At 56.8% G+C, this 25,563-nt stretch carries 31 protein-coding genes and 1 pseudogene; 19 read left to right on the forward strand and 13 right to left on the reverse strand.

What is annotated here, in order from left to right; translation table 11 throughout:
• Positions 1-10: 10 nt before the first annotated feature.
• The 7 genes and pseudogenes from BVK86_RS04845 to BVK86_RS04875 form a co-directional block, all read left to right on the forward strand.
• Positions 11-666 (forward strand): annotated as a pseudogene (locus tag BVK86_RS04845) (S-type pyocin domain-containing protein); the annotation flags it as partial.
• A gap of 10 nt (positions 667-676) precedes the next feature.
• Positions 677-928: a pyocin S6 family toxin immunity protein gene (locus BVK86_RS04850; protein ID WP_075945356.1), complete on the forward strand. Its 252-nt coding sequence runs from the start codon at positions 677-679 to the stop codon at positions 926-928.
• Positions 929-941: 13 nt separating this feature from the next.
• On the forward strand, positions 942-1,310 hold the full coding sequence (locus tag BVK86_RS04855) for a colicin E3-like toxin immunity protein (RefSeq protein ID WP_083659302.1): 369 nt from the start codon (positions 942-944) through the stop codon (positions 1,308-1,310).
• A 130-nt stretch (positions 1,311-1,440) separates the two neighbouring features.
• Complete coding sequence (locus BVK86_RS04860; protein ID WP_075945357.1) at positions 1,441-2,412, forward strand: hypothetical protein; 972 nt, start codon at positions 1,441-1,443, stop codon at positions 2,410-2,412.
• 121 nt (positions 2,413-2,533) lie between these two features.
• Entirely contained in the window at positions 2,534-2,851 is a 318-nt protein-coding gene (locus BVK86_RS04865; RefSeq protein ID WP_075945358.1) for a helix-turn-helix domain-containing protein, read from the forward strand.
• A gap of 46 nt (positions 2,852-2,897) precedes the next feature.
• Positions 2,898-3,260 carry a type II toxin-antitoxin system RelE/ParE family toxin gene (locus BVK86_RS04870; protein ID WP_075945359.1) on the forward strand — a complete coding sequence of 121 codons (363 nt, stop codon included), beginning with the start codon at positions 2,898-2,900 and terminating at the stop codon, positions 3,258-3,260.
• Positions 3,253-3,573 (forward strand): helix-turn-helix domain-containing protein, encoded by a 321-nt coding sequence (locus tag BVK86_RS04875; protein WP_075945360.1) that lies wholly within the window; start codon positions 3,253-3,255, stop codon positions 3,571-3,573. Before BVK86_RS04870 ends, BVK86_RS04875 begins: the two co-directional genes overlap by 8 nt.
• Positions 3,574-3,596: 23 nt before the next feature.
• Here the strand turns inward: BVK86_RS04875 and BVK86_RS04880 are convergent, their stop codons facing one another.
• Positions 3,597-4,655, reverse strand: coding sequence for an MBL fold metallo-hydrolase (locus tag BVK86_RS04880; RefSeq protein ID WP_075945361.1), 1,059 nt, complete (start codon positions 4,653-4,655; stop codon positions 3,597-3,599).
• Between the two features lie 215 nt (positions 4,656-4,870).
• On the opposite strand from BVK86_RS04880, the gene BVK86_RS04885 reads away from it, so the two are divergent.
• Positions 4,871-5,479: a TetR/AcrR family transcriptional regulator gene (locus BVK86_RS04885; RefSeq protein WP_075945362.1), complete on the forward strand. Its 609-nt coding sequence runs from the start codon at positions 4,871-4,873 to the stop codon at positions 5,477-5,479.
• Between the two features lie 136 nt (positions 5,480-5,615).
• On the opposite strand, the gene BVK86_RS04890 is transcribed toward BVK86_RS04885, so the two are convergent.
• Positions 5,616-6,557 (reverse strand): LysR family transcriptional regulator, encoded by a 942-nt coding sequence (locus BVK86_RS04890; protein WP_075945363.1) that lies wholly within the window; start codon positions 6,555-6,557, stop codon positions 5,616-5,618.
• A 15-nt stretch (positions 6,558-6,572) separates the two neighbouring features.
• Between BVK86_RS04890 and BVK86_RS04895 the strand changes: the two genes are divergently transcribed.
• Both BVK86_RS04895 and BVK86_RS04900 read left to right on the forward strand, forming a co-directional pair.
• Entirely contained in the window at positions 6,573-7,280 is a 708-nt protein-coding gene (locus BVK86_RS04895; protein WP_075945364.1) for a CTP synthase C-terminal region-related (seleno)protein, read from the forward strand.
• Positions 7,277-7,600, forward strand: a complete 324-nt coding sequence (locus tag BVK86_RS04900; protein ID WP_075945365.1) for an antibiotic biosynthesis monooxygenase family protein — start codon at positions 7,277-7,279, stop codon at positions 7,598-7,600. Before BVK86_RS04895 ends, BVK86_RS04900 begins: the two co-directional genes overlap by 4 nt.
• 85 nt (positions 7,601-7,685) lie before the next feature.
• Here the strand turns inward: BVK86_RS04900 and BVK86_RS04905 are convergent, their stop codons facing one another.
• A complete protein-coding gene (locus tag BVK86_RS04905; protein WP_075945366.1) occupies positions 7,686-8,012 on the reverse strand; it encodes a DUF2025 family protein in 327 nt (108 codons plus the stop codon).
• A 216-nt stretch (positions 8,013-8,228) separates the two neighbouring features.
• Between BVK86_RS04905 and BVK86_RS04910 the strand changes: the two genes are divergently transcribed.
• Both BVK86_RS04910 and BVK86_RS04915 read left to right on the forward strand, forming a co-directional pair.
• Complete coding sequence (locus BVK86_RS04910) at positions 8,229-9,356, forward strand: glycerophosphodiester phosphodiesterase (protein WP_075945367.1); 1,128 nt, start codon at positions 8,229-8,231, stop codon at positions 9,354-9,356.
• A gap of 165 nt (positions 9,357-9,521) precedes the next feature.
• Positions 9,522-9,827 carry a PepSY domain-containing protein gene (locus tag BVK86_RS04915; protein ID WP_075945368.1) on the forward strand — a complete coding sequence of 102 codons (306 nt, stop codon included), beginning with the start codon at positions 9,522-9,524 and terminating at the stop codon, positions 9,825-9,827.
• 98 nt (positions 9,828-9,925) lie between these two features.
• Here the strand turns inward: BVK86_RS04915 and BVK86_RS04920 are convergent, their stop codons facing one another.
• Positions 9,926-11,551: a methyl-accepting chemotaxis protein gene (locus tag BVK86_RS04920; RefSeq protein WP_075945369.1), complete on the reverse strand. Its 1,626-nt coding sequence runs from the start codon at positions 11,549-11,551 to the stop codon at positions 9,926-9,928.
• Between the two features lie 272 nt (positions 11,552-11,823).
• Between BVK86_RS04920 and BVK86_RS04925 the strand changes: the two genes are divergently transcribed.
• Positions 11,824-12,846, forward strand: a complete 1,023-nt coding sequence (locus BVK86_RS04925; protein WP_075945370.1) for a transporter — start codon at positions 11,824-11,826, stop codon at positions 12,844-12,846.
• Between the two features lie 13 nt (positions 12,847-12,859).
• Here BVK86_RS04925 and BVK86_RS04930 read toward each other — a convergent pair whose 3' ends face one another.
• Positions 12,860-13,756, reverse strand: coding sequence for a LysR family transcriptional regulator (locus tag BVK86_RS04930; RefSeq protein ID WP_075945371.1), 897 nt, complete (start codon positions 13,754-13,756; stop codon positions 12,860-12,862).
• Between the two features lie 122 nt (positions 13,757-13,878).
• Here BVK86_RS04930 and BVK86_RS04935 point away from each other — a divergent pair, with 122 nt between their 5' ends.
• Positions 13,879-14,637 (forward strand): SDR family NAD(P)-dependent oxidoreductase, encoded by a 759-nt coding sequence (locus BVK86_RS04935; protein ID WP_075945372.1) that lies wholly within the window; start codon positions 13,879-13,881, stop codon positions 14,635-14,637.
• A 51-nt stretch (positions 14,638-14,688) separates the two neighbouring features.
• On the opposite strand, the gene BVK86_RS04940 is transcribed toward BVK86_RS04935, so the two are convergent.
• On the reverse strand, positions 14,689-15,123 hold the full coding sequence (locus BVK86_RS04940) for a multidrug/biocide efflux PACE transporter (protein WP_075945721.1): 435 nt from the start codon (positions 15,121-15,123) through the stop codon (positions 14,689-14,691).
• Between the two features lie 90 nt (positions 15,124-15,213).
• Here BVK86_RS04940 and BVK86_RS04945 point away from each other — a divergent pair, with 90 nt between their 5' ends.
• A complete protein-coding gene (locus BVK86_RS04945; protein WP_075945373.1) occupies positions 15,214-16,068 on the forward strand; it encodes a LysR family transcriptional regulator in 855 nt (284 codons plus the stop codon).
• 179 nt (positions 16,069-16,247) lie between these two features.
• Here the strand turns inward: BVK86_RS04945 and BVK86_RS04950 are convergent, their stop codons facing one another.
• The 3 genes from BVK86_RS04950 to BVK86_RS04960 form a co-directional block, all read right to left on the reverse strand.
• Positions 16,248-17,483 carry an RNA polymerase sigma factor gene (locus BVK86_RS04950; RefSeq protein ID WP_075945374.1) on the reverse strand — a complete coding sequence of 412 codons (1,236 nt, stop codon included), beginning with the start codon at positions 17,481-17,483 and terminating at the stop codon, positions 16,248-16,250.
• Between the two features lie 3 nt (positions 17,484-17,486).
• Positions 17,487-17,831 carry a YciI family protein gene (locus BVK86_RS04955; protein WP_075945375.1) on the reverse strand — a complete coding sequence of 115 codons (345 nt, stop codon included), beginning with the start codon at positions 17,829-17,831 and terminating at the stop codon, positions 17,487-17,489.
• A 72-nt stretch (positions 17,832-17,903) separates the two neighbouring features.
• Positions 17,904-18,329 (reverse strand): YybH family protein, encoded by a 426-nt coding sequence (locus BVK86_RS04960; protein ID WP_075945376.1) that lies wholly within the window; start codon positions 18,327-18,329, stop codon positions 17,904-17,906.
• 141 nt (positions 18,330-18,470) lie between these two features.
• Between BVK86_RS04960 and BVK86_RS04965 the strand changes: the two genes are divergently transcribed.
• Entirely contained in the window at positions 18,471-18,956 is a 486-nt protein-coding gene (locus BVK86_RS04965; protein WP_075945377.1) for a GNAT family N-acetyltransferase, read from the forward strand.
• Between the two features lie 681 nt (positions 18,957-19,637).
• On the forward strand, positions 19,638-20,696 hold the full coding sequence (locus tag BVK86_RS04970; RefSeq protein WP_075945378.1) for a hypothetical protein: 1,059 nt from the start codon (positions 19,638-19,640) through the stop codon (positions 20,694-20,696).
• A gap of 49 nt (positions 20,697-20,745) precedes the next feature.
• On the opposite strand, the gene BVK86_RS04975 is transcribed toward BVK86_RS04970, so the two are convergent.
• On the reverse strand, positions 20,746-21,228 hold the full coding sequence (locus tag BVK86_RS04975; RefSeq protein WP_231977853.1) for a hypothetical protein: 483 nt from the start codon (positions 21,226-21,228) through the stop codon (positions 20,746-20,748).
• Positions 21,229-21,479: 251 nt separating this feature from the next.
• On the opposite strand from BVK86_RS04975, the gene BVK86_RS04985 reads away from it, so the two are divergent.
• Entirely contained in the window at positions 21,480-22,166 is a 687-nt protein-coding gene (locus BVK86_RS04985) for a dTMP kinase (protein WP_075945379.1), read from the forward strand.
• A gap of 232 nt (positions 22,167-22,398) precedes the next feature.
• On the opposite strand, the gene BVK86_RS04990 is transcribed toward BVK86_RS04985, so the two are convergent.
• The 3 genes from BVK86_RS04990 to BVK86_RS05000 form a co-directional block, all read right to left on the reverse strand.
• Entirely contained in the window at positions 22,399-22,887 is a 489-nt protein-coding gene (locus BVK86_RS04990) for a GNAT family N-acetyltransferase (RefSeq protein WP_075945380.1), read from the reverse strand.
• A gap of 99 nt (positions 22,888-22,986) precedes the next feature.
• A complete protein-coding gene (locus BVK86_RS04995) occupies positions 22,987-23,472 on the reverse strand; it encodes a GyrI-like domain-containing protein (protein WP_075945381.1) in 486 nt (161 codons plus the stop codon).
• A gap of 67 nt (positions 23,473-23,539) precedes the next feature.
• Positions 23,540-24,202: a LysE family translocator gene (locus tag BVK86_RS05000; RefSeq protein WP_075945382.1), complete on the reverse strand. Its 663-nt coding sequence runs from the start codon at positions 24,200-24,202 to the stop codon at positions 23,540-23,542.
• 139 nt (positions 24,203-24,341) lie between these two features.
• On the opposite strand from BVK86_RS05000, the gene alaC reads away from it, so the two are divergent.
• Positions 24,342-25,559 (forward strand): alanine transaminase, encoded by a 1,218-nt coding sequence (alaC, locus tag BVK86_RS05005; protein ID WP_075945383.1) that lies wholly within the window; start codon positions 24,342-24,344, stop codon positions 25,557-25,559.
• The last annotated feature ends 4 nt before the right edge of the window (positions 25,560-25,563 follow it).

A 25,563-nucleotide genomic window follows, 5' to 3' on the forward strand; every position in this document is an offset into this window, starting at 1 on the left:
TTCTCCAAGCCGCGCCCTCAATCAGGCCCGCACCCGCGTGCGCCTGCAAATCGAACAGCAAGCTGACGGCAGCCTCAAGGGTTACGGTTTCTACACCGGCAAGAACCGCGATTGGCAAATGGTCGATGTCGTGCAGATCGCTTTGCGCGAGAGCCAATACGTCGCAGACCTGGGAGAGGGCATCGAACTGATTTGGACCCCGGCTGAAGACGGCTCCGACATTCTCGACATCCCCAAACTGGAAGCTGCTCCGCAGGCGCCGCATATCTGGGTTTACCCGCCGACGAAACAGGCTGACAGCATAATTGTGAATCCGGTTTATCCGCCTGAGTACAAGGATTTCATTCTTGTGTTTCCAGTGGGGTCGGGGGTTAGGCCGGTTTATATCGTTGTCAGTCAAATGGGGGATCATTCGTATTATGACCACCCGAAAACGCTACCCGCTTTCCCCGATGCAGTTCGAGCAAAATCAAAGTCATCTGTTCAAGGAGGTGGAAGGAAGCGCGCCCGCTGGGTTGACCGTAAAGGACGAATTTATGAATGGGACTACAAAAGTAATGCCGTGGAAAATACGACAAACTGGGGATTCAACTTGGTGAATACAATCACATTACCGGCGAGCAAACAAAACCAGCGAAACCGGGTAGGAAAACCTCAAGAAATTAAGGAGTAAAACATGCGCTACCTATTAATCTCTGGCTTTTATCCGGACGATAAGAAGGACGATTCTTTACAATTCGAACTGGACATTGATGGCAGTGAACTCAATGAAAAAGTCGCTCAACTCATTGAATCCAAGCCACTCGCTGAAATGGAACCAGGCGAGTTACTTTTGAACGAGTCTCAAGTAACGGCACTGTCCGAAATTTTAGGCGTTAGATTTCCTGCGGGCTTGGAGTACTTCATAGGAACTTGTGCCAAGCAATGAAACAGGGTGAGCTATGGGGTTGAAAATAAGACTTGAATGGTACGACAAGGAAACCGAGCTAGGCGAAGGGGAGGAGCTGTCTCAAGATTTTGGCGATGATGGCTCTGTGATCGAGGCGCTTGGTATGCCAATCGAAAACAATATAAACAACGGCGGGTTTGACGTTGGTCCGCACTGGGTCAATACGCTTCAACCCCATTTCCTCCATGTCATTCGCTTGTCTACCTATGACTACCAAGTGGCGTTTATCTATCGGGACAAATGGAAAATCAGGATGAGTGCCAGGCCCCAGATCCGATGGTCTTGGGGCTGCTCCGCAGCCCAGCGGGAGCAAGCTCCCTCGCCACAGAGTCGGTACTCGACTTGGATACTGCGTCGTTGATGGGAATCGTGAGCAGGCTTGCAGAGGTTGGGTGACTTGCCATGGATTTGCGGTGTGTTGAAGACAGTGAGTGCAACTCGACTCGCCTCCCGCTATTAATACCCTTCCCCCTCACGAACCCGAGCCCACCATGAAATTCGACCTCGCCTACTGCATCAGCCTCGACGCCAAGCTGTCGATCTATGACGTGCGCGATTTGAATTTCGACGAGACCATGGCGTTCGATTCCGCGAAAGAGCATTTCCAGTGTCCCAACGATGCCTGTCGTTTGGCATTCGACGCCGCAAATGAGTTGGGCACGTTCAACGCCAAGAACGTGAATTACGTGCGCACGCCGCACTTCAAGAACCTGCCGAGTACTCGGCATGTCGAGGGTTGTCCTTATGTCAGCCTGAAGACGCCGGCATCGGGTGTGGAGGCGGAAAGTGCGGAAACGGATGACAGTCGTGAGGAGCATTTCCCATCAGAGTTGTTACTGATTCGGCGTGAATATGTGCGTAAGGAGTCCAGCCCGGCGGTGGGCGCAGACGTTCAGCGGGATGAGCCATTAACGCCATCGGTGACCAGCAGCGACGAGCCGCCTAGCCGCGATTCGGCACCCGACAGAACCAGCATCTTCGCCCACCCCGTCGAATGTTTCGTATCGAACTTCGACGACAAGGACCTGCTCAAGCGCATGCCGCTGAAGATTGGCGAGCACACCGCGCCTTACGGATCCTTCTTCAAAAAAATCGAGTACTTGCAGGACAACAGGGGGCTGATTTACTGGGGCAAGATCAAAGAGATCAAGGACTACACCCAGAGCTTTCGCATCGATTTCGAGAAGAAGGTGTGGTTCGAGAAGAAGCCGTATTCGGTCAATGTTTACTTGAGCAAAAAGCTGATCGACACCTACCGCAAGCGCAAGGCGTTCCTTGAGGAGATCAAGCATGCCATCGAGAGTGGACGGGAGTTGTATTGCTTTTTCTATGGCGTGACGCCGGAGTTGAAGCAGGTGCCGAGCAAGAAAAACCCCGAGCAGACGTTCGGGGTGTTCAGCGCCAATATTGAAAATCTGGATCACTTTATTGTGCGGGAGGCGCCGGGGTTGGCGGATAAATAAGCTCAGCGCCGTTCGTCCGGCCAAAAAGACAAATCAAAAATTGCATTTGATTCGGGCCCTAAACAACTGTACAAAAACACAGTACATTTTGGATCAACACTCTCGAGCCCGGAGAACACCCATGGCCTCTCAAGCGATGAAAATCACCCTGGAACGTATCGCCCTCTTCCAATTCACCCCGGCCCACTGCGCCCAGGCCCGAGCGATGCTGGGGTGGAGTGTGGAAGAGTTGTCGCGGGAAGCTTCGGTTTCTGTTGAGGCGATTGAGCGGTTCGAAGCGCAACAGGACGTGCTGGATGTCACTCGGTTGGCATTGGCTTATCGATTTGAGTCGGAGGGGTTGGTGTTCTTCCCAGGGTTCGCGCCGGGGCGCGGGATGAATTTGAGAGGTTCTACGCCTAACCCTGTGGGGCGGGCGGATTTTGCGATGATTGAGTAATCGAAAGCACCGATTGACGATTATTCCCAAGTAGGTATATTTTCGCATGAGTACAAGGAAGCCACTCCTGTGGGTTAGCAGCAGCAAGAAAGATCTCAAGCAGATGCCCGCAGATGTACAGGACGTTTTTGGTCACGCTCTCGATCTGGCGCAAAGCGGCAAGAAACATCCAGCCGCAACGCCTCTCAAGGGTTTTGGAGGTGCGGGAGTCCTTGAGTTGATTGAGGATTTCGATACGGACACCTACCGCGCCGTTTATACCGTTCGTTTTGGTAGAGCAATTTATGTTCTGCACTGTTTTCAGAAAAAGTCGACTACGGGCATTAAAACCGCGCAGTGCGACATCGATCTGATCAGGATGAGACTTCAAGCCGCGCAGGATCATGCGAAAGGATCAGAAAATGATTGAAATCGAAGAAAGCAGCGGCAATGTCTATGAAGACCTTGGGATTCCCGACTCCAATGAAATGCGAGTCAAATCCCAGTTGGCCGCCAAAATTGGTGAAATCATCAAGGCTCGTCATTTGACCCAAGTTCAGGCGTCGGAAATCTTAGGACTGTCGCAACCCAAACTTTCCGAAATGTTGCGCGGAAAGTTTCGTGGGATTAGTGAAGCCAAGATGATGGAGTGCCTGTTGCTGCTCGGGCGCGATGTGCAAATCGTCGTCAAATCGGCCCCCCGATCACGCAAAGAAGGCCGACTTGAAGTGGTCTTTAGTTAAGTCGCGCGGTTCAGGAACTCAATTCACGCGCTCTGCGCAGTCACCCGTTCACTCTCCCCTTCCACCGCCAACCACCAAGCCTCCCCACGCTGCGGATACAGCAGGTTGAACGCCTCGCCCATCTGCGGCGTGGTGATCGAAACGCTGCGATCCCAAGCCAGGGCCAGGATGCGGTCGAAGGGTTCGTACCAGGCGTGCATCGACAGGTCGAAGGTGCCGTTGTGAATCGGCAGCAGCCAGCGGCCCTTGAGGTCGATGTGGGCTTGCAGGGTTTCTTCCGGTTGCATGTGCACGTGGGGCCACTCGACGTTGTAGGCGCCGGTTTCCATGAGGGTAAGGTCGAACGGGCCGTACTGTTCGCCGATGTGTTTGAAACCGTCGAAGTAGCCGCTGTCGCCGCTGAAGAAAATGCGCGTGCTGTCGTCAATCATCACCCACGAGGCCCACAGGGTGCTGTTGCCGTCGAACAGGCCGCGACCGGAAAAGTGTTGTGAGGGGGTGGCAATGAAGCGAATGCCCTCGACTTCGGTGTCCTGCCACCAATCCAGTTGCCGGATTTTGCTGGCGTCGATACCCCATTTGATCAGGGTCTCGCCCACGCCCAGCGGCGTAAGAAAGTACGTGGCCTTGTCGGCGAGTTGCAGCACTGCCTGATAGTCCAGGTGGTCGTAGTGATCGTGGGACAGGATCACCGCTTCAATCGGTGGCAATTGGTCGAGGCTGATCGGCGGCTGGTGAAATCGCTTCGGACCGGCCCACTGCACAGGCGAAGCACGTTCGGCGAAGACCGGGTCGGTGATCCAGAATTTGTCGCGCAACTTGAGTAGCACGGTGGAATGGCCGAGGCGATAGACGCTGTGGTTTGGCGCGGCAATCAGCGCCGCCCGGGTCAGGGTTTGCACCGGCACCGGCGCGCTCGGACGGGTGTCGCGGGGCTTGTGGAAGATTACGTTCCACAAGATGCGCAGGGTCTTGCGAAAGCCTTCGCGTTGGAAGGGTGCATGGTTGAGGTATTGCCCTTCTGTCTGACGGGACGCTTCAGATGCGGCAACGATGTCCGCGGAGGAAGTGGTATTGGCCATGACTGAATGACTCCAGAAAAACCGCAAGAAACCGGTTGTTCAAGGTGGGACGATAAATGGCCAAGGCACGCACGCATCAGCCGGATGGTTCTCTTTATCACTGCGCAGGATTAACAAAACATTACACTGCACAGTGTAGTTTCAAGGTTGCATCAAAGCGGATCACAAGTAAACTTTCCAGTGTAATTTTCCCTTTTTCCTGCCGAAGCTAATTTATGACAGCTCCACAGCGCCTCACCGACCGCAAACGCGAAGCCATCATCCAGGCGGCGATTGCCGAGTTCCGTGCCCACGGTTTCGACATCACCAGCATGGACAAGATCGCCGCCACTGCCGGTGTGTCGAAGCGCACGGTGTATAACCATTTTCCCAGCAAGGAAGAGTTGTTCGCCGAAATCCTCAATCAGTTATGGATTCGCGTAACGGCAGAGCAGGAAACGCCCTATCGCTCCGATTTGCCCCTGCGAGATCAGTTGCGCCAGCTGCTGGCGGCGAAACTGCAGATGCTCGGCGATGACAATTTTCTCGACCTGGCGCGAGTGGCGATCGCAGCCACCATCCATTCTCCTGAACGCGCGCAGAGCATGGTTGCCCGCATGGGCGAGCGCGAAGAAGGCGTGACTGTATGGATTCGTGCTGCCCAGGCCGATAGTCGCTTGAGAGAGGTTGCTCCTGAGTTTGCCGCGCAACAGATCCAGGGTCTGCTCAAATCCTTTGCATTCTGGCCGCAGATATCCATGGGCCGGCCAGGTTTGTCTGCCGCGGAGCAAACCGCCGTTGTGGAGTCCGCGCTAGACATGTTCCTGGCCTGTTATCAGCTGTAATAAATGACACATTCGGCGGACCTGTCGAACAGTGGGTAGCTGCAAATCACGCACCGCAATGTGTTTCAGAGTGAAACTGACGACGGGGATGCATCAACACTTCGTGCGAAAGGACCCACCTAAGCCCTGAGCACCCTCACGACAGTTTCAGTGCCTGCCCCAACTCATCAAACAGTGTCACCACCGAGCGCAGGGCGCGGCAATCCGGGCGCGTCAGCAGCCACAGCGCGGTGTCGTAACCGTGCAGCGGCTCGCCCAATGGCTGTAATCCATCACCGATCAAAAAGTCCGGCAATGCCGCCACACCCAATCCGGCGCGTACCAGCTCCGTAACCGACAGCATGCTGTTGCAGCGATAACCCGGCGTCACGCCCGGCAGCGCTTGGCGGCGCCAGACCACCGTGGGGTGATCGACCAGGAAGTCGTCCGGAGCAATCCAGGTGAGTGAGGCCAGATCGTGAGTGTCGACTGACTTCAAATAACCGGCGCTGGCGCACAAGCGGTAGGAAATATTCCCCAGTCGCCGCCCCACCAAGTGCTCGGGCGGCATACGGGTCAGGCGCAGGGCAATGTCGGCGTCGCGACGGCTGAGATTGGCGAAGTCGTTGGAGGTACTGAGTTCGATGGTCAACGCTGGATAATTGGGCATGAACTGCGCCAGCGCCGGCAGCAACAAACCTTGCAGGACCGAATCGGTGCAGGTCAGGCGCACGGTGCCGCTGATCACTTCACCGCCCTGCTCCACGCCAATGCGCGCGGCCTCAAGTGCCTGTTCGGCGCGCTCGGCCTGCTCGGCCAAGGCCTGGGCCAGGCTGGTCGGCAAGTAGCCGGCGCGGCTCTTTTCGAACAATTGCTGACCCAACGCGGCTTCCAGTCGACGCACCGCACGAAACACCGTCGAGACGTCCACCCGCAACAGCTGTGAGGCCCGGGCCAGAGAGCCACCACGCGCCAACGCCAGAATCAGGGCCAGGTCCGGGTAGTCCAGTCGATAGTGCGCCGCTGCATTGATCACTTGGGAAAACGCCCATATTGAGTGCGTGAACGCCAATTTATAGTGAGCGCCAGGAATCAACAAGCGCCGAGGTTGCTCATGGAAAACCGCGTTATCCGCATCGCCCTGATCGGCGAATATGACCCGCACGTCACCGCTCACCAGGCCATTCCCGTGGCTCTGGACATGGCTGCCGAGCACAGCGGCCACAACGTGCAAGGGCATTGGCTGGCGACTGACAGCATCCACGCCGACACGCCGCTCGATGGCTACGACGGTTTCTGGTGCGTGCCCGCCAGCCCCTACCGCAACATGGACGGCGCATTACGGGCGATTCGTTATGCCCGCGAACAAGGGCTGCCTTTCCTCGGCACCTGCGGCGGCTTTCAACACGCCGTGCTGGAATATGCGCGCAACGTGCTGGGCTGGACGGATGCGGAACATGGCGAGACATCGCCCAACGCTGCGCGGGTGTTGCTCACGCCGCTGGCCTGCTCGCTAGTGGAAGCCATCGACAGCATTCATTTGCTTGAGAGTTCGTTGATCGCCAAGGCGTACGAAACTTCTGAAATACGTGAAGGCTACCGCTGTAACTACGGTGTGAATCCTGAGTTCGAACGAGCACTGCTCAGGCATGACCTTCACAGCGTCGGGCAGGACTCGGCCCACGGCTTGCGAGCGCTGGAACTGCGGGGTCATCCGTTCTTTGTCGCCACCTTGTTCCAACCCGAACGCGCCGCGCTCAAGGGCACCTTGCCGCCCCTGATACGGGCATTCATCCAGGCCTCCGCGGGGCAGCCCTCATGATCGCCAACTCCCCGCCAGCCCCTTACTTCGCCGTGATCTTCACCTCGCTGCGCACCGAGGGTGACCAGGGTTACGCCGAAGCGGCCGAGCGCATGGTCGAACTGGCCCGCCAACAGCCGGGATTCCTCGGAGTGGAGTCGGCACGGGGCGATGACGGGTTGGGGATTACCGTGTCGTACTGGGCCAGTGAGGTGGCGATCCTGGCGTGGAAACAGCATCCAGAGCACAGCGCGATTCGGGAACGGGGGCGCTCGACCTGGTATGCCCATTGCCATACGCGGGTATGCCGGGTTGAGCGGGATTATGAGTTCGAACGGTAATTGATGCGCCGTTATCTCGCTCACACAATAGATCGATGGGAGCGAGCCTGCTGGCGATGGGGCCAGTCGAATCACCGCAAAAAACTCAACCCTGCACCGATTGCCTCACCGCCAAAATCTCCGGTACTTCCCGCCGCTGCATGTACACCCTTAACGGTTCGGTAATGTTGATCCGGTCGTCGATGTTCTGATCCAGCAACAACTGAATCAACTCGCGCTTGAGGATCATGGCCTGCTCGGGGCCGGGGGCCCAGACGAATTCGCTGGTGGGAATGATGCCGTCGTCCGCCACGTCCATGCCGAAAGAGTCTTCGCTGAAGCGCACGATGTAGTGGCCGGTCTTGCGGTTGAGGCCGACAAAGCCGTTGAGTTGGTCGGCGGCCTGGCAGATGAGCTGGGATGTGATGCGCATGGTAAACCTCACAAAGGTGATCGGGTTTACACGCTGGGCGGGCGATGAAGGTTTCCCTCTGTCGGGGAAATTGCGGCCAAGCGTACTGCAAACGAGCGCACAAAAGTGCTGACGAATATCAGCTTTAAACACGTTTATGTCGGTCTCGCGATAGCGTTGGCAACGCTCAGTTGTTAAAAGGGACGTCTTTGAACCCATCGCGAAAGGATCTCGAGCATGCCTGCGACCTTCACCAAAAGCACCTTGCTGCTGAGTCTGTTACTCAGCTTCGGTCAGGCCCACGCCGCAAGCGAGCCCGGCCCCACTGCGCTGGCCGCACGTGCGGGCATCCCGCATCCGGCGGTGATCGCCCACCGTGGCGCCTCGTTCGATGCACCGGAATCCACCGTTGCTGCGTACAAACTGGCCCGGGACCTCGGTGCCGATTACCTGGAGCTGGACCTGCAACGCAGCAAGGATGGCGTGCTGTTTGCCTTGCACGACAACAATCTGCAACGCACCACCGATGTCGCCAGCAAATTCCCCGAGCGCAAGGACAGCCCCGCCAACGCGTTCACCATGGCCGAACTGAAAACCCTGGATGCCGGCAGCTGGTTCAACACGGCTTTCCCGGAGCGCGCGCGTCCTTCCTACGCGGGCCTGAAAATTCTGACCCTCGATGAGATCATTGACATCGCCCAGGGCAACCCGCTGCACAAGCCAGGCCTGTACATCGAAACCAAGGAGCCAAAGCAGTTTCCCGGCATCGAGCGCGACCTCAAGGACAAACTCCAGGATCGTGGCTGGCTAAGCCCGACCGGATCGAAACTGGCAAAGAGCGAGCTGACGGTCGGCCAGGGCAAAGGCAAGGTGATCCTGCAAACCTTCGAGAAGAGCAGCCTCGAACTGCTGCAAAAGGAAATGCCGCAAGTACCGAAGATCCTTCTGCTGTGGGTGGGCGAAGGCAGCATCGAGCCGAAATCCAAGGTGACGTTTGCCGAATCCGGCGAGAAGGACAAAGCCGCTTACTACGCCAAACAGGTACCGAAGGACAAAGCCGAATTCCAGCGCTGGGTCGACTACGCCAAGGCCCAGGGCGCGATCGGCACCGGGCCTTCCGCGGCGCTCACCAAGGGCGGCGATCAGAGTTACTCGGACCTGGTGCAACCGTGGATGAACCAGTACACCCACGATCAGGGCCTGCTGGTGCACGTCTATACCATCGACGATGCGGTGGATTTTCAGAAAGTCATGGACGCTGGGGTCGACGGCATCTTTACCAACCGCGCCAGCGAGCTGTTGAAGTTCTACAAACGTCCGGCGGCGGCGAGTGTTGGTCAGGTGTTGAAGAATAATGGGTATTGAATGGGCGTCTGACACAGCACCGAGTCGACCCAATCGCGAGCAGGCTCGCTCCCACAGGCTTTGCATTGCCTGGTGAATGTCGAGGCAAAGGGAATTTTAAGGGTGGATTAAGTTACAAAAGCTAACCTGATCCCACTTAAACAGCTCACCCAAGGAAAGAAGCTCATGAAAACTTTGACTGCCCTGTTCACCGCTACCGCTCTGACCCTCACCGCTGGTTTGGCCCAGGCTGATGTGCCTGTCGACCAGATTCCTCAGTTGGTCAAGGATGGCAAGATCAAGCCACTGGAAGAGCTGAACCAGATCGTTCTGAAACTGCATCCGGGTGCCACGATTACCGACAGTGACCTCGACAACCACTTCGACGGTTACGAGTACGAAGTCGAATTGCGCGACGCGAAAAACGTTGAATGGGACGTGGATTTGAACGCCGCCACCGGCGAAGTCTTGAAGAACAAAAAAGACGACTGATACACACCGCAAAAAGCCGCACGGTTTAACGATCGTGCGGCTTTTTTGCGTCTGGATTCTAGATCGCGCATAAGCCGATCGGTGCACAGCTGTTTTCGTCAGGCGCTCAGACGCGCCGTCACCTCGTTCAATTCTCCCGACAATCCGTGCAAGTTGTTGCTCGCCGCTTCCGTGCGCTGCACGTTGTCCAGGTTGGTGCTGGCGATGCTGGTGATTTCGGTGAGGTTGCGCGAGATGTCTTCGGCCACCGAAGTCTGCTCTTCGGCGGCGGTGGCGATCTGGCGGTTCATGTCGCGGATGGCTTCCACGGCGAGGGTGATGCGTTCAAGCATGGCGCCGGCCTGGGTGACTTGCTCGACGCTCTCATCGCTGCGCGCCTGACCGCTTTCAATCGCCTGCGCTGCATCGATCGCGCCGGTCTGTACGGTTTGAATGATCTGGTTGATCTCGATGATCGACGCCGCCGTGCGCTGGGCCAGGCTGCGAACTTCGTCGGCCACCACCGCAAAACCGCGCCCGGCTTCACCGGCGCGTGCCGCTTCGATGGCGGCATTGAGCGCTAGCAGGTTGGTCTGTTCGGCGATGCCGCGAATCACTTCCAGCACCTTGCCGATGCGCCCGCTGTCGGTTTCCAGTTGGCGAATGACCGTGGCGGTGTTGGCGATTTCGCCGCGCATTTGCGTGATGGTGCGGATGGTGCCCTGCATGACTTTTTCGCCCTGCTGCGCGGACTGATCGGCATCGTCTGCCGCCCGCGCCGCATCGGCCGCGTGACGGGCGACTTCCTGGGCGGTGGCGGACATTTCGTTCATCGCCGTGGCCACCTGATCGGTGCGGTTGAATTGCTCATTGGTGCCACCGGCCATCAAGGTAGCGATCGAATTCAGTTCACCGCTGGCGCTGTCCAGGTCCGACGCACTTCGCTGCAAACGGCTGAAGGTTTCGGCGAGGAAATCACGCAGGGTGTTGGCGGCCATTGCCAGCTTGCCCAGTTCGTCCTGGCGATGGCTGGCGACACGCTGGGCAAAGCGGCCCTGGCTGAGTTGCGCCACGTATTCGATCAGTTGGCGAATCGGCTCGACCAGGTTGCGGTTGACCAGCCACAGGCTCAGCAGGCCGATCAACAGCCCCGAGGCGAGCATGACAATCAGCCCCAGCAACACGGTGCGATCGGCACTGGCACTGATCAGCGTCGATTGCTCGGCCCCCTGCTTGCGCAATTCGCTGACCAGTCCGCTCATCTGCTCGCTGGCCGCACGGTCGACGCCTTTGACAGCGGCATCACCCGCCGACGGATCGCCACCGGCCGCCACGAAGGCATCACGGCCCTTTTGGTAAGCGGCGCCCAACTGTCGATGTTCGTCACGCAGCCGTTCGATGCGGGACTTGAGTGACGGCTCGATGCCCTTTTGCCCTGCCAGTTCGCCGAGGATGTTTTGCACGTCGCGCTGACGGTCTTCGAACTGCGTCCAGTACTTGTTCAGGTCCGCCGGTTGCTTGCCGCGCAGCAGGACGTTTTTCCACTCCTGCACCTGCACCTTGAATTGCAGGTTGGCTTCGTCGATCAATTGCGAAGTGTGCAATGGCCCTTCGATCAGGCTGGCGTAGCGTTGAACGCCGCTGGAGAGGAAATGAAAGCAAGCCAGGGCGATCAACAACATCGCCAACAGGCTACCGCTCAACAAGGCAAGAATTTGCGCTCTCAGGGACTTTTGCAAAAACATCGGAAGGTACTCATGGCAGGAATGAGACACGCCCCGGTAGGCGTGAAAGGTGTCCGGACATCCCTGTCCGCGACCTTGGCGTTTGGCCGAGGGCGCGCAACTTAACCCATGCGTAATCGGCGTGCCAGAGCGGTTCTTGAGTCAAATCCGACCACCGGCAGAGCAATCGTTTGCGCTACACAATTGTCACAAAATCGTCATCCAGCCTTGCGATGATGCGGCTCACGTGAACCTGTAAAACCCGCGACAGGCGCCTCTCTTTGCGAGCTCTCATGAACCACAGCATCGATCAAAGCCATCGCGATCCGGATCTGTTCGGCCTGCTTTACGGTTTCAGTTTTCGCCCCGGCGAGCGCGGCCAGGAAATCGACTCGGCCAGGGCTTTGCGCTGCCTGCAGCAACCGGAAGACGACGAGCAGTTTCTCTGGCTGCACCTGAACCTTGCCCACGCCGCGTGCGAGCGCTGGATGAAAAACCATCTTGAACTGCCCGACGAGTTTTTCGAAGCCTTGCATGAAGGCTCTCGCTCGACGCGCATCGAGCATGTCGACTCGGCGTTGCTGGCGGTGGTTAACGACGTGGTGTTCAACCTCAGCAGCATGGTCTCGTCGGATGTCTCGACGCTGTGGGTGTGTGCGCGCAGTCGGTTGATCATCAGCGCGCGCCTGCAACCGCTGCACTCGGTGGATAAGTTGCGTTCCTCGGTGAAAGCCGGCGAGTGCTTTCGTTCGCCGCTGGAACTGCTGGTGCATTTGCTGCGCGATCAGGGTGAAGTGCTGACGCAGATCGTGCGCAAGACCAGCCAGAGCGTGGATCAGATCGAAGATGAATTGCTCTCCTCGCGCCTGTCGACCAACCGCGCCGAACTGGGCGCCAACCGCCGGGTGCTGGTGCGCCTGCAACGCTTGCTGGCACTGGAACCGGGATCGTTGCTGCGCCTGCTCAATCGCCCGCCGCCGTGGCTGCAAAAGGAAGACGTCAAGGAGCTGCGCAAATCCACCGAGGAGTTCGCGCTGATCATCAACGACCTGACGGCGCTCGGTGAGCGCATCAAGCTGCTGCAGGAAGAAATCGCCGCCAACCTCAACGAGCAGAGCAACCGCACGCTGTTCACCCTGACGGTGGTGACCGTGCTGGCGTTGCCGATCAACATCATTGCCGGTTTTTTCGGCATGAACGTGGGTGGGGTGCCGCTTTCCCAGGATCCGGAAGGGTTCTGGATTCTGGTGGCGCTGGTGGCGACGTTTACCGTGATTGCCGGGCGTTGGGCGTTTCGTAAGCGCCAGGATTATTGAACGTTCCCGCAGCTTATGAGGCTGACTGAACCACTTGCCCCAACCAATCCATGAACGCCCTCACCCGCAACGGCAAATGCCGCTGGCGGGCGTAGAGCAGTGAAACCTCCATGGACGGCGCGTTGAACTGCGGCAACACCTCGACCAATTCCCCGCCCAGCAGATGTTTGCGCATGCCCATTCGCGGCGCCTGGATCAGACCAAAACCACCCAGGCACGCCGACTCATAGGCGTCGGTGCTGTTGACCGTGATGCTGCCGGCCATCGGCAGCCGCTGCACCTTGCCATCGACCTCATAGACAAAACCTTCCGAACGCGCGCCCAGCACGCCGACGTAATGCACCAGCCGATGCTGCGCCAGATCTTCCAGCGTCTGCGGCATGCCATAGCGCTGCACATACCCGGGGCTGGCGCAGTTGACCATGGCGAAGTCACACAGATGCCGCGCGACCACCGATTGATCCGGTTGCGCCCCCACTCGCACCACGCAATCGAAACCCTCACCGAGCAAGTCAACGCGGCGGTCGGTGCTGCTGATTTCCAGCTCAAGCAGCGGGTGACGCGCCGTGAATTCCGGCAGGCGCGGCATCACCACGCGCCGGGCCAGAATGTTCGGCATATCGACCCGAATGCGCCCCAGCAAAGTGGCTTCGTCCTGACGAAACAGGCCTTCGATTTCATCCATGTGCGACAGCAAATCCTTGCTGCGCTCGTACAGCACCAAACCGTCCTGGGTCGCCTGGACCTTGCGCGTGGTGCGTTGCAACAGGCGCGTACCGAGCAAGGCTTCCAGCGCCTGCACATGCTCGGACACCGTCGATCGGGGCAAGCCCAGACTTTCCCCGGCGAGGGTGAAACTCGACATCTCGCTGACCCGGACGAAGGTGCGCAGCAGTTCCAGCTTGTTCATGAGCCTGACCTCTATTGTTCGGTTAAACCGATCAGTGATTCCGGTTTTCGCATGTTTATCACTCTGTAGCGGATAAATAAACTTTCTCCACACCCACTGCTCAGCGCACTCGAGGAAGTCCCATGAACCGTAAAATCGCACTCATCACCGGCGCCAGTCGCGGCCTTGGCAAGAACGCTGCCTTGCATCTGGTCGCCCAGGGCGTCGACATCATCGGCACCTACAACAGCCGCGCCGATGAGGCCCAGGCGTTGGTCGCCGAAATTGAAAGCCTCGGTGGCCGTGCGGCCATGCTGCAACTCGACGTCGGCAAGAGTGAGCAGTTCGCCGCGTTCGCCACTGAACTGGCGACTGTCTTGCGCGACCGGTTCGATCGCGAGCATTTCGACTTCCTGATCAACAACGCCGGGATCGGCCTGCACGTGAATTTCGTCGACACCACCGTCGAACAGTTCGACCTGCTGGTGAATATCCATTTGAAGGGGCCGTTTTTCCTCACGCAAACACTGCTGCCCTTGCTCAATGACGGCGGACGCATCATCAACATTTCCAGCGGTCTGGCCCGTTTCAGTCTGCCGGGCTACGGCGCTTATGCAGCGATGAAAGGCGCGATGGAAGTGCTGACGCGGTACCAGGCCAAGGAGCTGGGTGCACGCAACATCAGCGTGAATATCCTTGCCCCCGGGGCGATCGAAACCGATTTCGGGGGCGGCGCCGTGCGTGATAACACCGAGGTGAACAAGATGGTGGCGGGCAACACGGCGTTGGGTCGCGCCGGTCGGCCAGACGATATTGGCGCTGCGATTGCCTTGCTGGTGGCACCGGGGAGCCAGTGGATCAATGGGCAGCGGATTGAGGCGTCGGGCGGGATGTTCTTGTAAGTCGCAGCCAGCACAACCCTGTGGAGAGGGGGCTTGCTCCCTCTCCACACCTCAGCAAACCACCCGGTTCAACAGCACCCGCGCGCGCACCACGTCATACGCCCAGTGATAAACGTAGGTGTACGGCAGGAAAAACAGCAACACCCCGATATCCAGCAGGAACGCTTGCCACAGGCTGACGTTCAGCCACCAGGCAATCAACGGTACGCCAAGGGCAACCAGTCCGCCTTCGAACAACAGCGCGTGCACCACGCGGACCCAAGCGTTGTGGGCAATGGCGAAATGCTTGAGCACCCGGTCGAACAGGCCGTTGAAGACCACGTTCCAGGCCAGCGCCAAGACGGCGATCACCAGGGTAACGGCGCCCATTTCCAGCATCGGTTTATCCATGATCCAGGCCAGCAACGGGGTACAGATCAGAATGGCCAGCAATTCAAAGCCGATGGCCTGGAAGATACGTTCGGTGATGGATTTGTTGGCGCTCATGGCCTGACTCCCTTGGGTGACGATGGTTGCCATGATCCGCCATCGCACCGATACTTCATAACCAATAACCATCGATCAAGGCGATAGTTCATGGCCTCGCATGAAGTGCTGCTGGCGTTTGTCGAAGCTGCCACCCAGGGTTCTTTTTCCGCCGCGGCGCGCAAGCTGGGCCGCAGTCAATCGACCATCAGCGCGGCAGTGGCCAGCCTGGAAATCGACCTCAACCTGACGTTGTTCGACCGCAGCAGCCGCAAACCCGGGCTGACGCCGGCCGGTCGCGTGATTTTGCAGCGTGCCGAAGAAATCCTCGCCGCCACCAGCCGCCTGGAAATGACCGCCAGCCAGCTATCCCATGGCGTTGAAGCGAAACTCACCGTGGCCCTTTCCGACACTTATCAGTCCGACCGCTTCGAAGCTTCGCTCAGTGCGTTCGAGCAGCGTTATCCGGACCTGGAGCTCGAATGCCTGATCGCCGAATGCGATGACCTGGTGGCGCTGGTGCAAAGCGGTCGGGCGCAGATTGCCTTTGCTGAAATGCAGGACAGCTATCCACCGGATCTGGTCAATTCGACGGTGGACGAACGCACGGAAATTGCCCTGTTCGTGTCGCCGCAGCATCCGTTGGCGACGCTGAATCAGATTGATCAGGAGGTGCTGCAGCAACACCGCGAATTGCGCCTGGCGACCATCGTCAATCCGTATGAGAGCCGGGCGAAGGGCCGCGTCTGGTCGGCGCCGAGTTATTTGATGCTGCTGGAAATGGCACAAGGCGGTTTTGGCTGGGCGCCTCTGCCGCGCTGGCTGGTGGCGCGTTTCGGGCCGGGGACCTTGCAAGAGCTGCAGGTGCGCGGCTGGCCGAAAACGGTGTCGGTGGATGCGCTGTGGTCGCGCCTGCATCCGCCGGGGCCGGCGGGGAGTTGGTTGTTGGGGAAGATGCTGGAATAGTCGCGCGGCGGCAGGCCTCATCGCGAGCAGGCTCGCTCCCACAGTTGGACCGCGTGTGGCCAATCAAATCGGTTAACGGCGGTGCTGAAATGCAGTCCTTACAATTGGACACGTGGTATCGACGGACACCGACCCACTGTGGGAGCGAGCCTGCTCATGATGAGGCCCGCAAGATCACATCACCTTAACGCCTTGAGTCGGCCCTCGATAAACCGCCGCTCCGGCGCTTGCTGCGTCAACGCCAGGGCTCGCTCATACGCGCCCCGCGCCTGTTCCACCCGCCCCAACTGCCGGCAGAACTCCGCCCGCGCCGAATGCGCCAGGTGGTAATCCAGCAGATCACCGCGCGCCAGAATCGCCTCCACCTGGATCAACGCCGCCAACGGCCCATCGTGCTTGGAAATCGCCGCCGCCCGGTTCAACTCGATCACCGGCGAAGGCACCGCCCGCAGCAACACGTCATACAGCCCGACGATCTGCTCCCAATCGGTTTCATCCACCGACGGCGCTTCGGCATGCACTGCGGCAATTGCCGCTTGCAGGCAATACGGACCGAATCGGCGGCTGCTCAGTGCCCTCTCCACCAAGCTGCAACCTTCGGCAATCATCTCGCCGTCCCACAGCGTTCGGTCCTGCTCATCCAGCAAAACCAACTCGCCGTTCGCGCAGGTTCTGGCCACCCGCCGCGACTCGTGCAACAGCATCATGGCCAGCAAGCCCATGACCTCCGGCTCCGGCAGCAACTCCATCAATAGCCGGCCCAGGCGAATCGCCTCGCGCGTCAGGTCTTCGCGGGTCACTTGTGCGCCGATGGACGCTGAGTAACCCTCGTTGAACACCAGATAAATCACCCGCAGCACGCTGTCGAGGCGTTCGGGCAACTCCGCCAGGGAGGGCACTTGATAGGGAATTTTTGCGTCACGGATTTTTGCCTTGGCACGTACGATGCGCTGGGCGATGGTCGCCGGCGCCGAGAGAAAGGCCCGGGCGATTTCTTCCGTGGTCAGGTCGCAGACTTCCCGCAGGGTCAGCGGCACCTGGGCATCCGCCGCCAATGCAGGGTGACAACAGGTGAAGATCAGCCGCAAGCGATCGTCTTCCACGTCTTCGTCACTCCAGTCCGCCTGCTCCAGCACTTCCAGTTGCGCCAGCAACAATGGCCGCGAAGCATTGAACCGCGCACGTCGACGCAGCACGTCGATGGCCTTGAACCGCCCGGTGGACACCAGCCAGGTGCGCGGGTTGTCCGGCACGCCGTCCTGTTGCCAGCGCTCGACCGCGACGAAGAACGCCTCGTGCAAGGCCTCTTCGGCGAGGTCGAAGTCGCCGAGCAAGCGAATCAACGTCGCCAGAATCCGCCGCGACTCTTCACGATAAACCTGCTCGACCCGCGCCTTGACCTCTGAGTGCACCATCACTCAAGGATTCAGCTGGCGCACAGGGCGCACTTCAACGCTGCCGACCCGCGCCGCCGGGATGTTCCCGGCGACCTGGATCGCTTCGTTGAGGTCCTTGGCATCGATCAGGTAGAACCCGGCCAATTGCTCCTTGGTTTCGGCGAACGGACCATCGGTGATCGACATTTTGCCGTTGCGCATGCGCACCGTGGTGGCGGTCTGCACCGATTCCAGCGCCTCGGCGGCGACCATCCGGCCACTGCCCTGGATCGACTCGGCATACGCCATGCACTCCGAATCGTGCGGGCTTTCCGGCAGCGAATGCAGCAACTGCTCATCGCTGTAGACCAGGCATAAATACTTCATCACGTTCTCCTTATCGAACGGATCAACGATGGCCGCATATCGGCATGTTGGCGCGGCTGGCGAGAAAAAGTCTCAAGGCTTGAGGTCGAACAGCGGTGCGCCGGTCTGCATGTCGAACGGCGCCGACCAGTGTTCATGAACGATCTGCCACAACCCGGCTACCTGACGATAGCACTGCGAGACGCGCATCCAGCAGGCCTGGGTTTCGCCTTTCTCATTGGTGCCACCACAATGCGCCAGCCAGTGAGCGAAAGCGATTTCCTGGGACGGTTCGATGGTGACCTCGTGGAACTCGAAGATGTGCGGGCCGGGGCACATTTGCATGCATTCCTGCCAATGGGCGCGGTAGGCGGGCTTGCCCTTGAATTGCAACGCCTTGACCGCATCGAAAGAGACGATGTCATCGGCATACAGCGCCATGACTTTTTCCACGTCCTTGGACATGACAGCCTGGCGATAGCGGTCGATCAGGTTCTGGATCTGGGTTTGCGAGTTCATGGTGGTTCTCCGTGGTTTTTATGGGAAGACACCCTTAGTCGTCTGGCGATCCGGTGAATCGACAGGTGAAATAAAAATAATCCAGATCGCCGGAATCGCTAGAATCCGAGACTCAATAGATGATGGAAAAAGGACACTCCAGTGAAAGCCCGACTCGTGCCGTATGAAAGCCTGAATGCGCAGCAACGCCTGCAGGTCGAAGCCATTGAAGTACATCCCGAGCAAATAAAGTTCTCCGGTGACATCCACGGTGCCTTGCACACCTTGTTGTCCAAGCCCGGCCCGGGCGTCAAAGGATTTGCCCTGCTGGCCGAAGACATTCCCGTGGCCTTCCTGCTGCTCAAGCGCCCACCCGCGCTTCCGGCCTGGGCCAATGAACACAGCGCCACCTTGCATGCGCTGCAAGTCGACCAACGGTCCCAAGGCAAAGGTTATGGCAAGGCCTGCCTCAAAGCGCTGCCCGAGGCGGCGCGCTTGGCCTGGCCGGAGATTCGCGGGTTGGAATTGTCGGTGGATGCGGACAATGCGTCGGCCATTGGCTTATATGCCCAATATGGCTTTGTCGACAGTGGCGAGGCGTACAAGGGGCGGATTGGGTATGAGCGGCGGATGGGGTTGTTTTTCTAAATCGTCGAAGGAGCAACGATGATTAATCAATCGAAGCACGGAAAGCCATTTACGACCTCCCCACGAACGAGCACTGTGCAAACAGCCCAGCTTTCTCAACTAGGACTATACAGGCGATGGTCCGCGCCTCGCTGCTGCTGGTGATCAGTTCGGTGGGCATCGACAGTCTCAACGGTTCGCCAAGCGGCAATACACTAGGACTTGAACGAATAATGCACGAGCGCTTCCTCGCCTGACCGGATCGAGCATACGGTGATGCTGATGACGGTGGTGACGGCGTATTACAAACGTTTTAATGATTGGAAGTCCGATGCCGAGACTTACAACCGCGAAACACCGATGCTGGTGAGGAACAGTCTTTACTGACACAACAGATCCAACGCTACTCTTACAAGGCCTTGCGAATTATTCTGTAGGAGAATCCCCCATACAAAAAAAGACTATTCCTTCTCTAAAAAGTCATCCTCCTGTCAAAGTCTGTAAGGCACTTCTGATTTTACCCCTAAGTATTGACGAACATTTCTGATCAAAACTATGGTTTAGACACGACCGCCGCCACCACAAAAACAACTCAATCACCAAACTCCAACCAAAAACACTATTTAAATTAAAGTTAAGGATTATAGACGCTGCCAACCATAACATTCTAAACACTCACCATTACTCAAGGAGCGACACCCGATGACCGTCCTGATAAAAACCTCACAAGCAAAAGTATCGGACACCGAAATAACAATACTAGATGGGGAAATTTCAATTCCGAAAGACTATCTCCGCCAAAAGGCATTTTTAGACGACACGAGTGTACTTATCGTATCCGGATCTTTAACTGAAGGAATTGGCACCATACATTCCGACATCGACTGTATCATTCTTTGCGAGCAACGCCCAAAAGCACATAGCATTAAAGGAGTTGAACACGCTTTTGTGACCGACATAAATTATCGGCACATCACTCAGGAGGAGGAAGTACACAATACAACCGACTTCTACGGTGAAACCAGCATTCACATTGACGCTGACTACATAACGTTTTCAGAGATAGAAGGGATATTTGAAAAAATAGAAATTGCATTTGAAGAAATATCTTCCGACCAGCGTTTTCTCTACGCCCCAATTCTGACCAATACAGAAAACAATGTTATCCACAGATCAATTATTGGGTACGCACTGAAAAATGAAGAAAGATTTAACGATTTAAAATCAAGAATACCTTTGGAAAAACATATCTACGTAGCTCACCGTGAAAAACTTCCTGTTTTTTACGCTTTTCAGGATGTTCAAGGTTCCTGGCAATCAGGAAACCTCTGGATGGGGTGTGAGATCGTCCGTGACATGATGTTAAAAACAACAATGAGCTTCACCTACCTTACTGGTACGACAAACAAGCATTACAAGTGGGTTTATTCAAACATGTATCGTGTCGAAGGCTTTGATGAAATAAAGAATAGATTCTTTGTTTTAGCCAGACAGGGCGCAACTACAGAAGCAGAATGTAGATCATATATTGAAGAGACACTCAAATACATTGACTTGGTATTTCTGGCAATTGAAACCCTTCTAAAAAAGTCAAAAACATATCCAACATCAGAAAAATCGTTAATTGCACTGGACAATGAATTTAACGAACGAAAACAAACCAAACACAAAGCTTCGATGTGCGAGTACTACTTCAGAAAAAAATATTTCGCCGCAACAGGAACACCTCCCTTAGTAAGCCTACTTAAAGAATGGGATTAAATTAAACAACCTTGAAAGTTAACCTATTTTTGGTATTTTCATCGGTGGCCTATGTATGGAAGTTTTCCGAATAGCTAGCCGTTGGCTTAATCGATGAGGATTGTTTGTTATGAGAGATGTGAGAGAGTGCTTCTCTAATTAGAGATTTTTTGTAGTCAAGCAGTAAGGGTTTGGACGGTCCAGAAATAGCTATTTCCGGCGATAGACCATCTCCTTTTATTTTTCGGAGTTCAATTGAATTTAATTTGCTTATTCTTAGGTTTAAGTACTTCCATGTGTTAATTATTTCGTCATCGGACAAATAGTCGAAATCTGGTTCTATGTTGCTCAAGTCGTAAATCATTACTTCTGGGTGACGAAGTTCGAAACGGGCTTTTTGAAGATGGCAGCCATTTAGCAGCGCATTTCGATATGCGTAATAGTCATTTGTTTGTACGCCGCTCAGCGTTCGCCAAGCGTGATGCTCACTAATGATGGTTACAAGTGTCGAGTTTAAACTTTCAGAAAAAGTTAAGTGGGGAGCATGCTTCATGATTTGACTCTCACGAAATGGAAGTGTTATGGGGTTGAGTACTTTGGAGAGATGGGAGTCGTTCCTGCGGTTGCAGTGTTCCACCCTGACGCCGGTTCACAATATTCTGCAAGAGAGCGGCCATCTGTGAACTTCCTGAATACACTCGGTAAAAAGATGTCAGAGATATATCGCAGAGAAGGATTTCGCCCGTTAATAGAAGGAAGTGGTAGAAACTCTCTTGACACCGAGGCTTACTTGGGAGGTTTCGAATGAAAGACACATCTGAGAAGGCAGTATTCATCGCATTTGAAGGCACGGATGGCGCAGGAAAATCAACTGTTGCAAGAGCCACATATGACAATATTTTTGAGTCCCACGCTGCTCTGCATTATATAGACAAGAACCGCCCACCGGTATCATCAGGTTATTCAGAGTTCCATATGTCCCGCCTTCGTGAGGTTCTTTGGGATTATCCCGACCAAGCCCCACTTGAGCAATTAGGAGATAGACATTGGTTAGCCCTGATCACTGCTTGGTTTCAGGCCACCGACTATGCCGCCGTAAGACCACTAGTTGATTCTGGCATGAGTTGCATTGCCGATGGTTGGTACTATAAGTACCTAGCTCGCTTCCTACTTAAAAACGAAGAGTTGGCTGAAGAAGCCTTAGCAGCATTCTCGACAATTAGAAAGCCTGATTTCGTTATTTTTTTAGATGTCGATCCCGTTCTTGCGGCGCAGAGAAAGGAATCATTCCGCCTGAGCGAGAGTGGAGCCTATGATGGAGGCAATGAGGATCGCATCAGGAGTTTCATTGAGTATCAAAATCGAGTCCGATCCAGTTATGAGAGATGCGGTTTAGAAAGCTGGGTTCGGATCGATACAACTGACCTAAGTGAGGAGGCCGTACTTAATAAAGCGATAAGCGCCGTACGGAGCATACTCAACGGAATATAGTATTCACAAAACACCCGCCCAGCGTTGGTGCATTCCACAAGTGTTTGAATGACGGCCCGTTCGATGCAGAGACCTACAACCGCAGGCTCCGGTCCGGGAAAGTCTTTACTACCCCTGAAACTAAGGGCCACCACTAACTCCTGCACGCGAAAGCGGACCATCACTCGATATCGCTGTTGAATGTTAGTCCACTATCGCGAGCAAGCTCCCCACAGGGGATCTTCAGTGTGGCTTACAACTCCAGCAGCATCTCATGCCACGCCATGCCACCATGGTCAGACGCCGATGGCTTGATGTAGGCAAAACCGAACCCGGCATACAGTGGAATGTGCCGCTCCTTGCACATCAGGTGGATGCTGGCTTTGCCCAGGGCACGCATCCGCTCGATGAATTCGCCCATCAAGCGTTTCGCCAACCCCTGCCCTTGATAATCCGGGTGCACCACCACCGACATGATCACCACGTTCGGCCCGTCCGGGTCGTGGCCGATCAATTCCTTGAACGCTTCGTCCGACATTTCCACCTGGAAGGCCGCCCCCGAATTGATGAAACCGGCCACCACGCCGTCCACTTCGGCAACGATGAAACCCTCGGGCCAGGTGGCAATGCGCGCTGCGATTTTCTCGCGGGTCGCGGCTTCGTCACCTTCGTAGGCAACGGTTTCGATGGCGTAGCAGCGGTCCAGGTCGGCCGGTGTGACATTGCGGATAACGGTGTTCATGGCAGCTCGGGGTCAGCGAAGAATTGGTTGGGGAATGTTAAATCAGCAGCAACGTGACATCGAGTGGCGAATCTCCCGATCCGCCGCTCGAGGCCTGGATTACGCCTTGATCGGCAGCCAGATTTCCAGCTTTCCGGTGTTGAGCTTCGGGTTGAAGTCTTCGCTGTAGCGTTCGAACTCCGGGGCGTCCGCCGCCTCTTTGCCGGACTGCGGCAACCAGGTTTTCCAGATGTACTGAAAGGTCGCGGGCAACTGATCCAGCGAGCCTTTGTGCTCGAACACCGCGTAATGCTGAGCCTGAATCTCGACCCAACGGTACTTGTCTGGCAGGTCGTCGAGCTTGTCGATTTCGACGCCGGCGATGTACTCGAATCCCCCTTTGCCATCCGGATTGCAACAGATGCCGTAGGTTACTTCGCTTTTTTGACCGGGAATCCTGCCCATCTCGGGAATGAATTTCTCCCAGAGTGCGGGAATGCCTTGGGTTGTCTCTTGGGTAAATCGGCCACCCAGTCCGGCAATCAGCAAGAAGTGCCCGTGCTCAAAACGGGGCTCGGACACTTCGACGCGTATTTGCTCATCCATGACTCGACTCCTGAAGCTAAAAAGTGGGTTGGGCTGGGAGTATAGAAGCCAAACCCGAATCGCCCAGTTACAGCGCGTGCAACTGCTCGACGGCAGCAGAGCCAATAAACTCGTTGTAGCCCGACAGGATCACGTAAACCGCGAAGTAGCAGAAGATCGCTGCCGATGCCATGTAGGAATAGCGCAGCAATTTGTCACCCAGCAACTTGCCACCGTGGCTCGCCGCGAAGCACAGGCCGGCGGACCACAACAACCCGGCACACAGGAAACCGCCGAGAAACAGCGCCGAACTCAGCGCACCGCCGCCACCGGAACGCGCGATCAACGTGCCGCCCACTGCAGCGAACCAGAGAATCGCACTGGGTGACGACATGGCCAGGAAGATCCCGCGCAAGAACTCCTTGCGATGGGAGTTGTGTCCGACTTCTGCCGTCTCCGCCAGCAAGGCCTCATGGTGGATCGCCGAATAAATCATCTTCGCCGCGAAGTACACCAGCAGCGCCGAGCCGCCGATCCACAACACCCAGCGCACGGTTTCGTATTGCAGCAACACGGTCATGCCCGCCAGCGCCAGCACGGCGTAGATCAGGTCGCCAACGCAGGTGCCCAGCCCCAGCGCGAAGCCTTGAAAATAGCCGCGCTGCATCGCCAACGTAATCATCGCGATATTGGCCACGCCAATGTCCAGGCACAGCGAAAGGCTCAGCAAAAAGCCACTGGTGAATTCCATCGACCCAATTCCTTCGGAAAAATTTGTTTACATGGAGGCTGGACAGTCTGCCACAGCTGCCCGTACATTCCGCCTCAGGTCACCGCAGTGACCAGCGTCGCTCGGACGGTTCCGGGCGCTTACGTTATCCGAGGCAACAATGGCCGAACAAGGTTCGCCGCGCCGCTTTGCGCGCATAGATCGACTCCCCCCTTACGTTTTCAACATCACTGCCGAGCTGAAGATGGCCGCCCGACGTCGTGGCGAAGACATCATCGACTTGAGCATGGGCAACCCTGACGGCGCCACGCCGCCGCACATCGTCGACAAACTCGTGCAGGTCGCCCAGCGCGACGACACCCACGGTTACTCGACGTCAAAGGGTATTCCGCGCCTGCGCCGGGCAATTTCCAACTGGTATAAGGAGCGCTACGAGGTCGATATCGACCCGGAGAGCGAAGCCATTGTCACCATTGGTTCCAAGGAAGGCCTGGCGCACTTGATGCTGGCGACTCTGGATCAGGGCGACACGGTGCTGGTGCCAAACCCGAGCTATCCGATTCACATTTACGGTGCCGTGATTGCCGGCGCCCAGGTGCGATCGGTGCCGCTGGTGCCGGGGGTGGATTTCTTCGCGGAACTGGAGCGGGCCATTCGTGGCTCGATCCCTAAACCGAAAATGATGATTCTGGGTTTCCCGTCCAACCCGACCGCACAATGTGTGGAGCTGGATTTCTTCGAACGGGTCATCGCCCTCGCCAAGCAGTACGACGTCCTGGTGGTGCATGACCTGGCCTACGCCGACATCGTCTACGACGGCTGGAAAGCCCCGTCGATCATGCAGGTGCCGGGCGCCAAGGACATTGCGGTTGAGTTTTTCACCCTGTCCAAGAGCTACAACATGGCCGGTTGGCGCATCGGTTTCATGGTCGGCAACCCGGAACTGGTCAACGCCCTGGCGCGGATCAAGAGCTACCACGACTACGGCACCTTCACCCCGCTGCAAGTGGCGGCGATTGCCGCACTGGAAGGCGATCAGCAATGCGTGCGCGATATCGCCGAACAGTACCGGCAGCGCCGAAACGTGTTGGTCAAAGGCCTGCATGAACTGGGTTGGATGGTGGAAAATCCGAAGGCGTCGATGTATGTCTGGGCGAAGATTCCCGAGGCTTATGCGCATCTGGGTTCGCTGGAGTTCGCCAAGAAGCTGCTGGCTGAGGCCAAGGTCTGTGTCTCGCCGGGTGTCGGTTTCGGCGAATATGGCGATGATCACGTGCGCTTCGCGCTGATCGAAAACCAGGACCGGATTCGGCAGGCCGTGCGCGGGATTCGCGGGATGTTCCGGGCGGATGGGCTGGTCACCAAACCCAACGCCTGAACTC

It is taken from the genome of Pseudomonas reinekei (assembly GCF_001945365.1).
In the GTDB taxonomy this organism is placed as follows: Bacteria; Pseudomonadota; Gammaproteobacteria; order Pseudomonadales; family Pseudomonadaceae; genus Aquipseudomonas; species Aquipseudomonas reinekei.

What these genes read in the sequence shown, in the direction of transcription:
- BVK86_RS04850 (WP_075945356.1), top strand. Translation starts at nt 677, where the DNA reads ATGCGCTACCTATTAATCTCTGGCTTTTATCCGGACGATAAGAAGGAC.
- BVK86_RS04855 (WP_083659302.1), top strand. Translation starts at nt 942, where the DNA reads ATGGGGTTGAAAATAAGACTTGAATGGTACGACAAGGAAACCGAGCTA.
- BVK86_RS04860 (WP_075945357.1), top strand. Translation starts at nt 1,441, where the DNA reads ATGAAATTCGACCTCGCCTACTGCATCAGCCTCGACGCCAAGCTGTCG.
- BVK86_RS04865 (WP_075945358.1), top strand. Translation starts at nt 2,534, where the DNA reads ATGGCCTCTCAAGCGATGAAAATCACCCTGGAACGTATCGCCCTCTTC.
- BVK86_RS04870 (WP_075945359.1), top strand. Translation starts at nt 2,898, where the DNA reads ATGAGTACAAGGAAGCCACTCCTGTGGGTTAGCAGCAGCAAGAAAGAT.
- BVK86_RS04875 (WP_075945360.1), top strand. Translation starts at nt 3,253, where the DNA reads ATGATTGAAATCGAAGAAAGCAGCGGCAATGTCTATGAAGACCTTGGG.
- BVK86_RS04880 (WP_075945361.1), bottom strand. Translation starts at nt 4,655, where the DNA reads ATGGCCAATACCACTTCCTCCGCGGACATCGTTGCCGCATCTGAAGCG.
- BVK86_RS04885 (WP_075945362.1), top strand. Translation starts at nt 4,871, where the DNA reads ATGACAGCTCCACAGCGCCTCACCGACCGCAAACGCGAAGCCATCATC.
- BVK86_RS04895 (WP_075945364.1), top strand. Translation starts at nt 6,573, where the DNA reads ATGGAAAACCGCGTTATCCGCATCGCCCTGATCGGCGAATATGACCCG.
- BVK86_RS04900 (WP_075945365.1), top strand. Translation starts at nt 7,277, where the DNA reads ATGATCGCCAACTCCCCGCCAGCCCCTTACTTCGCCGTGATCTTCACC.
- BVK86_RS04905 (WP_075945366.1), bottom strand. Translation starts at nt 8,012, where the DNA reads ATGCGCATCACATCCCAGCTCATCTGCCAGGCCGCCGACCAACTCAAC.
- BVK86_RS04910 (WP_075945367.1), top strand. Translation starts at nt 8,229, where the DNA reads ATGCCTGCGACCTTCACCAAAAGCACCTTGCTGCTGAGTCTGTTACTC.
- BVK86_RS04915 (WP_075945368.1), top strand. Translation starts at nt 9,522, where the DNA reads ATGAAAACTTTGACTGCCCTGTTCACCGCTACCGCTCTGACCCTCACC.
- BVK86_RS04920 (WP_075945369.1), bottom strand. Translation starts at nt 11,551, where the DNA reads ATGTTTTTGCAAAAGTCCCTGAGAGCGCAAATTCTTGCCTTGTTGAGC.
- BVK86_RS04925 (WP_075945370.1), top strand. Translation starts at nt 11,824, where the DNA reads ATGAACCACAGCATCGATCAAAGCCATCGCGATCCGGATCTGTTCGGC.
- BVK86_RS04930 (WP_075945371.1), bottom strand. Translation starts at nt 13,756, where the DNA reads ATGAACAAGCTGGAACTGCTGCGCACCTTCGTCCGGGTCAGCGAGATG.
- BVK86_RS04935 (WP_075945372.1), top strand. Translation starts at nt 13,879, where the DNA reads ATGAACCGTAAAATCGCACTCATCACCGGCGCCAGTCGCGGCCTTGGC.
- BVK86_RS04940 (WP_075945721.1), bottom strand. Translation starts at nt 15,123, where the DNA reads ATGAGCGCCAACAAATCCATCACCGAACGTATCTTCCAGGCCATCGGC.
- BVK86_RS04945 (WP_075945373.1), top strand. Translation starts at nt 15,214, where the DNA reads ATGGCCTCGCATGAAGTGCTGCTGGCGTTTGTCGAAGCTGCCACCCAG.
- BVK86_RS04950 (WP_075945374.1), bottom strand. Translation starts at nt 17,483, where the DNA reads ATGGTGCACTCAGAGGTCAAGGCGCGGGTCGAGCAGGTTTATCGTGAA.
- BVK86_RS04955 (WP_075945375.1), bottom strand. Translation starts at nt 17,831, where the DNA reads ATGAAGTATTTATGCCTGGTCTACAGCGATGAGCAGTTGCTGCATTCG.
- BVK86_RS04960 (WP_075945376.1), bottom strand. Translation starts at nt 18,329, where the DNA reads ATGAACTCGCAAACCCAGATCCAGAACCTGATCGACCGCTATCGCCAG.
- BVK86_RS04970 (WP_075945378.1), top strand. Translation starts at nt 19,638, where the DNA reads ATGACCGTCCTGATAAAAACCTCACAAGCAAAAGTATCGGACACCGAA.
- BVK86_RS04975 (WP_231977853.1), bottom strand. Translation starts at nt 21,228, where the DNA reads ATGAAGCATGCTCCCCACTTAACTTTTTCTGAAAGTTTAAACTCGACA.
- BVK86_RS04985 (WP_075945379.1), top strand. Translation starts at nt 21,480, where the DNA reads ATGAAAGACACATCTGAGAAGGCAGTATTCATCGCATTTGAAGGCACG.
- BVK86_RS04990 (WP_075945380.1), bottom strand. Translation starts at nt 22,887, where the DNA reads ATGAACACCGTTATCCGCAATGTCACACCGGCCGACCTGGACCGCTGC.
- BVK86_RS04995 (WP_075945381.1), bottom strand. Translation starts at nt 23,472, where the DNA reads ATGGATGAGCAAATACGCGTCGAAGTGTCCGAGCCCCGTTTTGAGCAC.
- BVK86_RS05000 (WP_075945382.1), bottom strand. Translation starts at nt 24,202, where the DNA reads ATGGAATTCACCAGTGGCTTTTTGCTGAGCCTTTCGCTGTGCCTGGAC.
- alaC (WP_075945383.1), top strand. Translation starts at nt 24,342, where the DNA reads ATGGCCGAACAAGGTTCGCCGCGCCGCTTTGCGCGCATAGATCGACTC.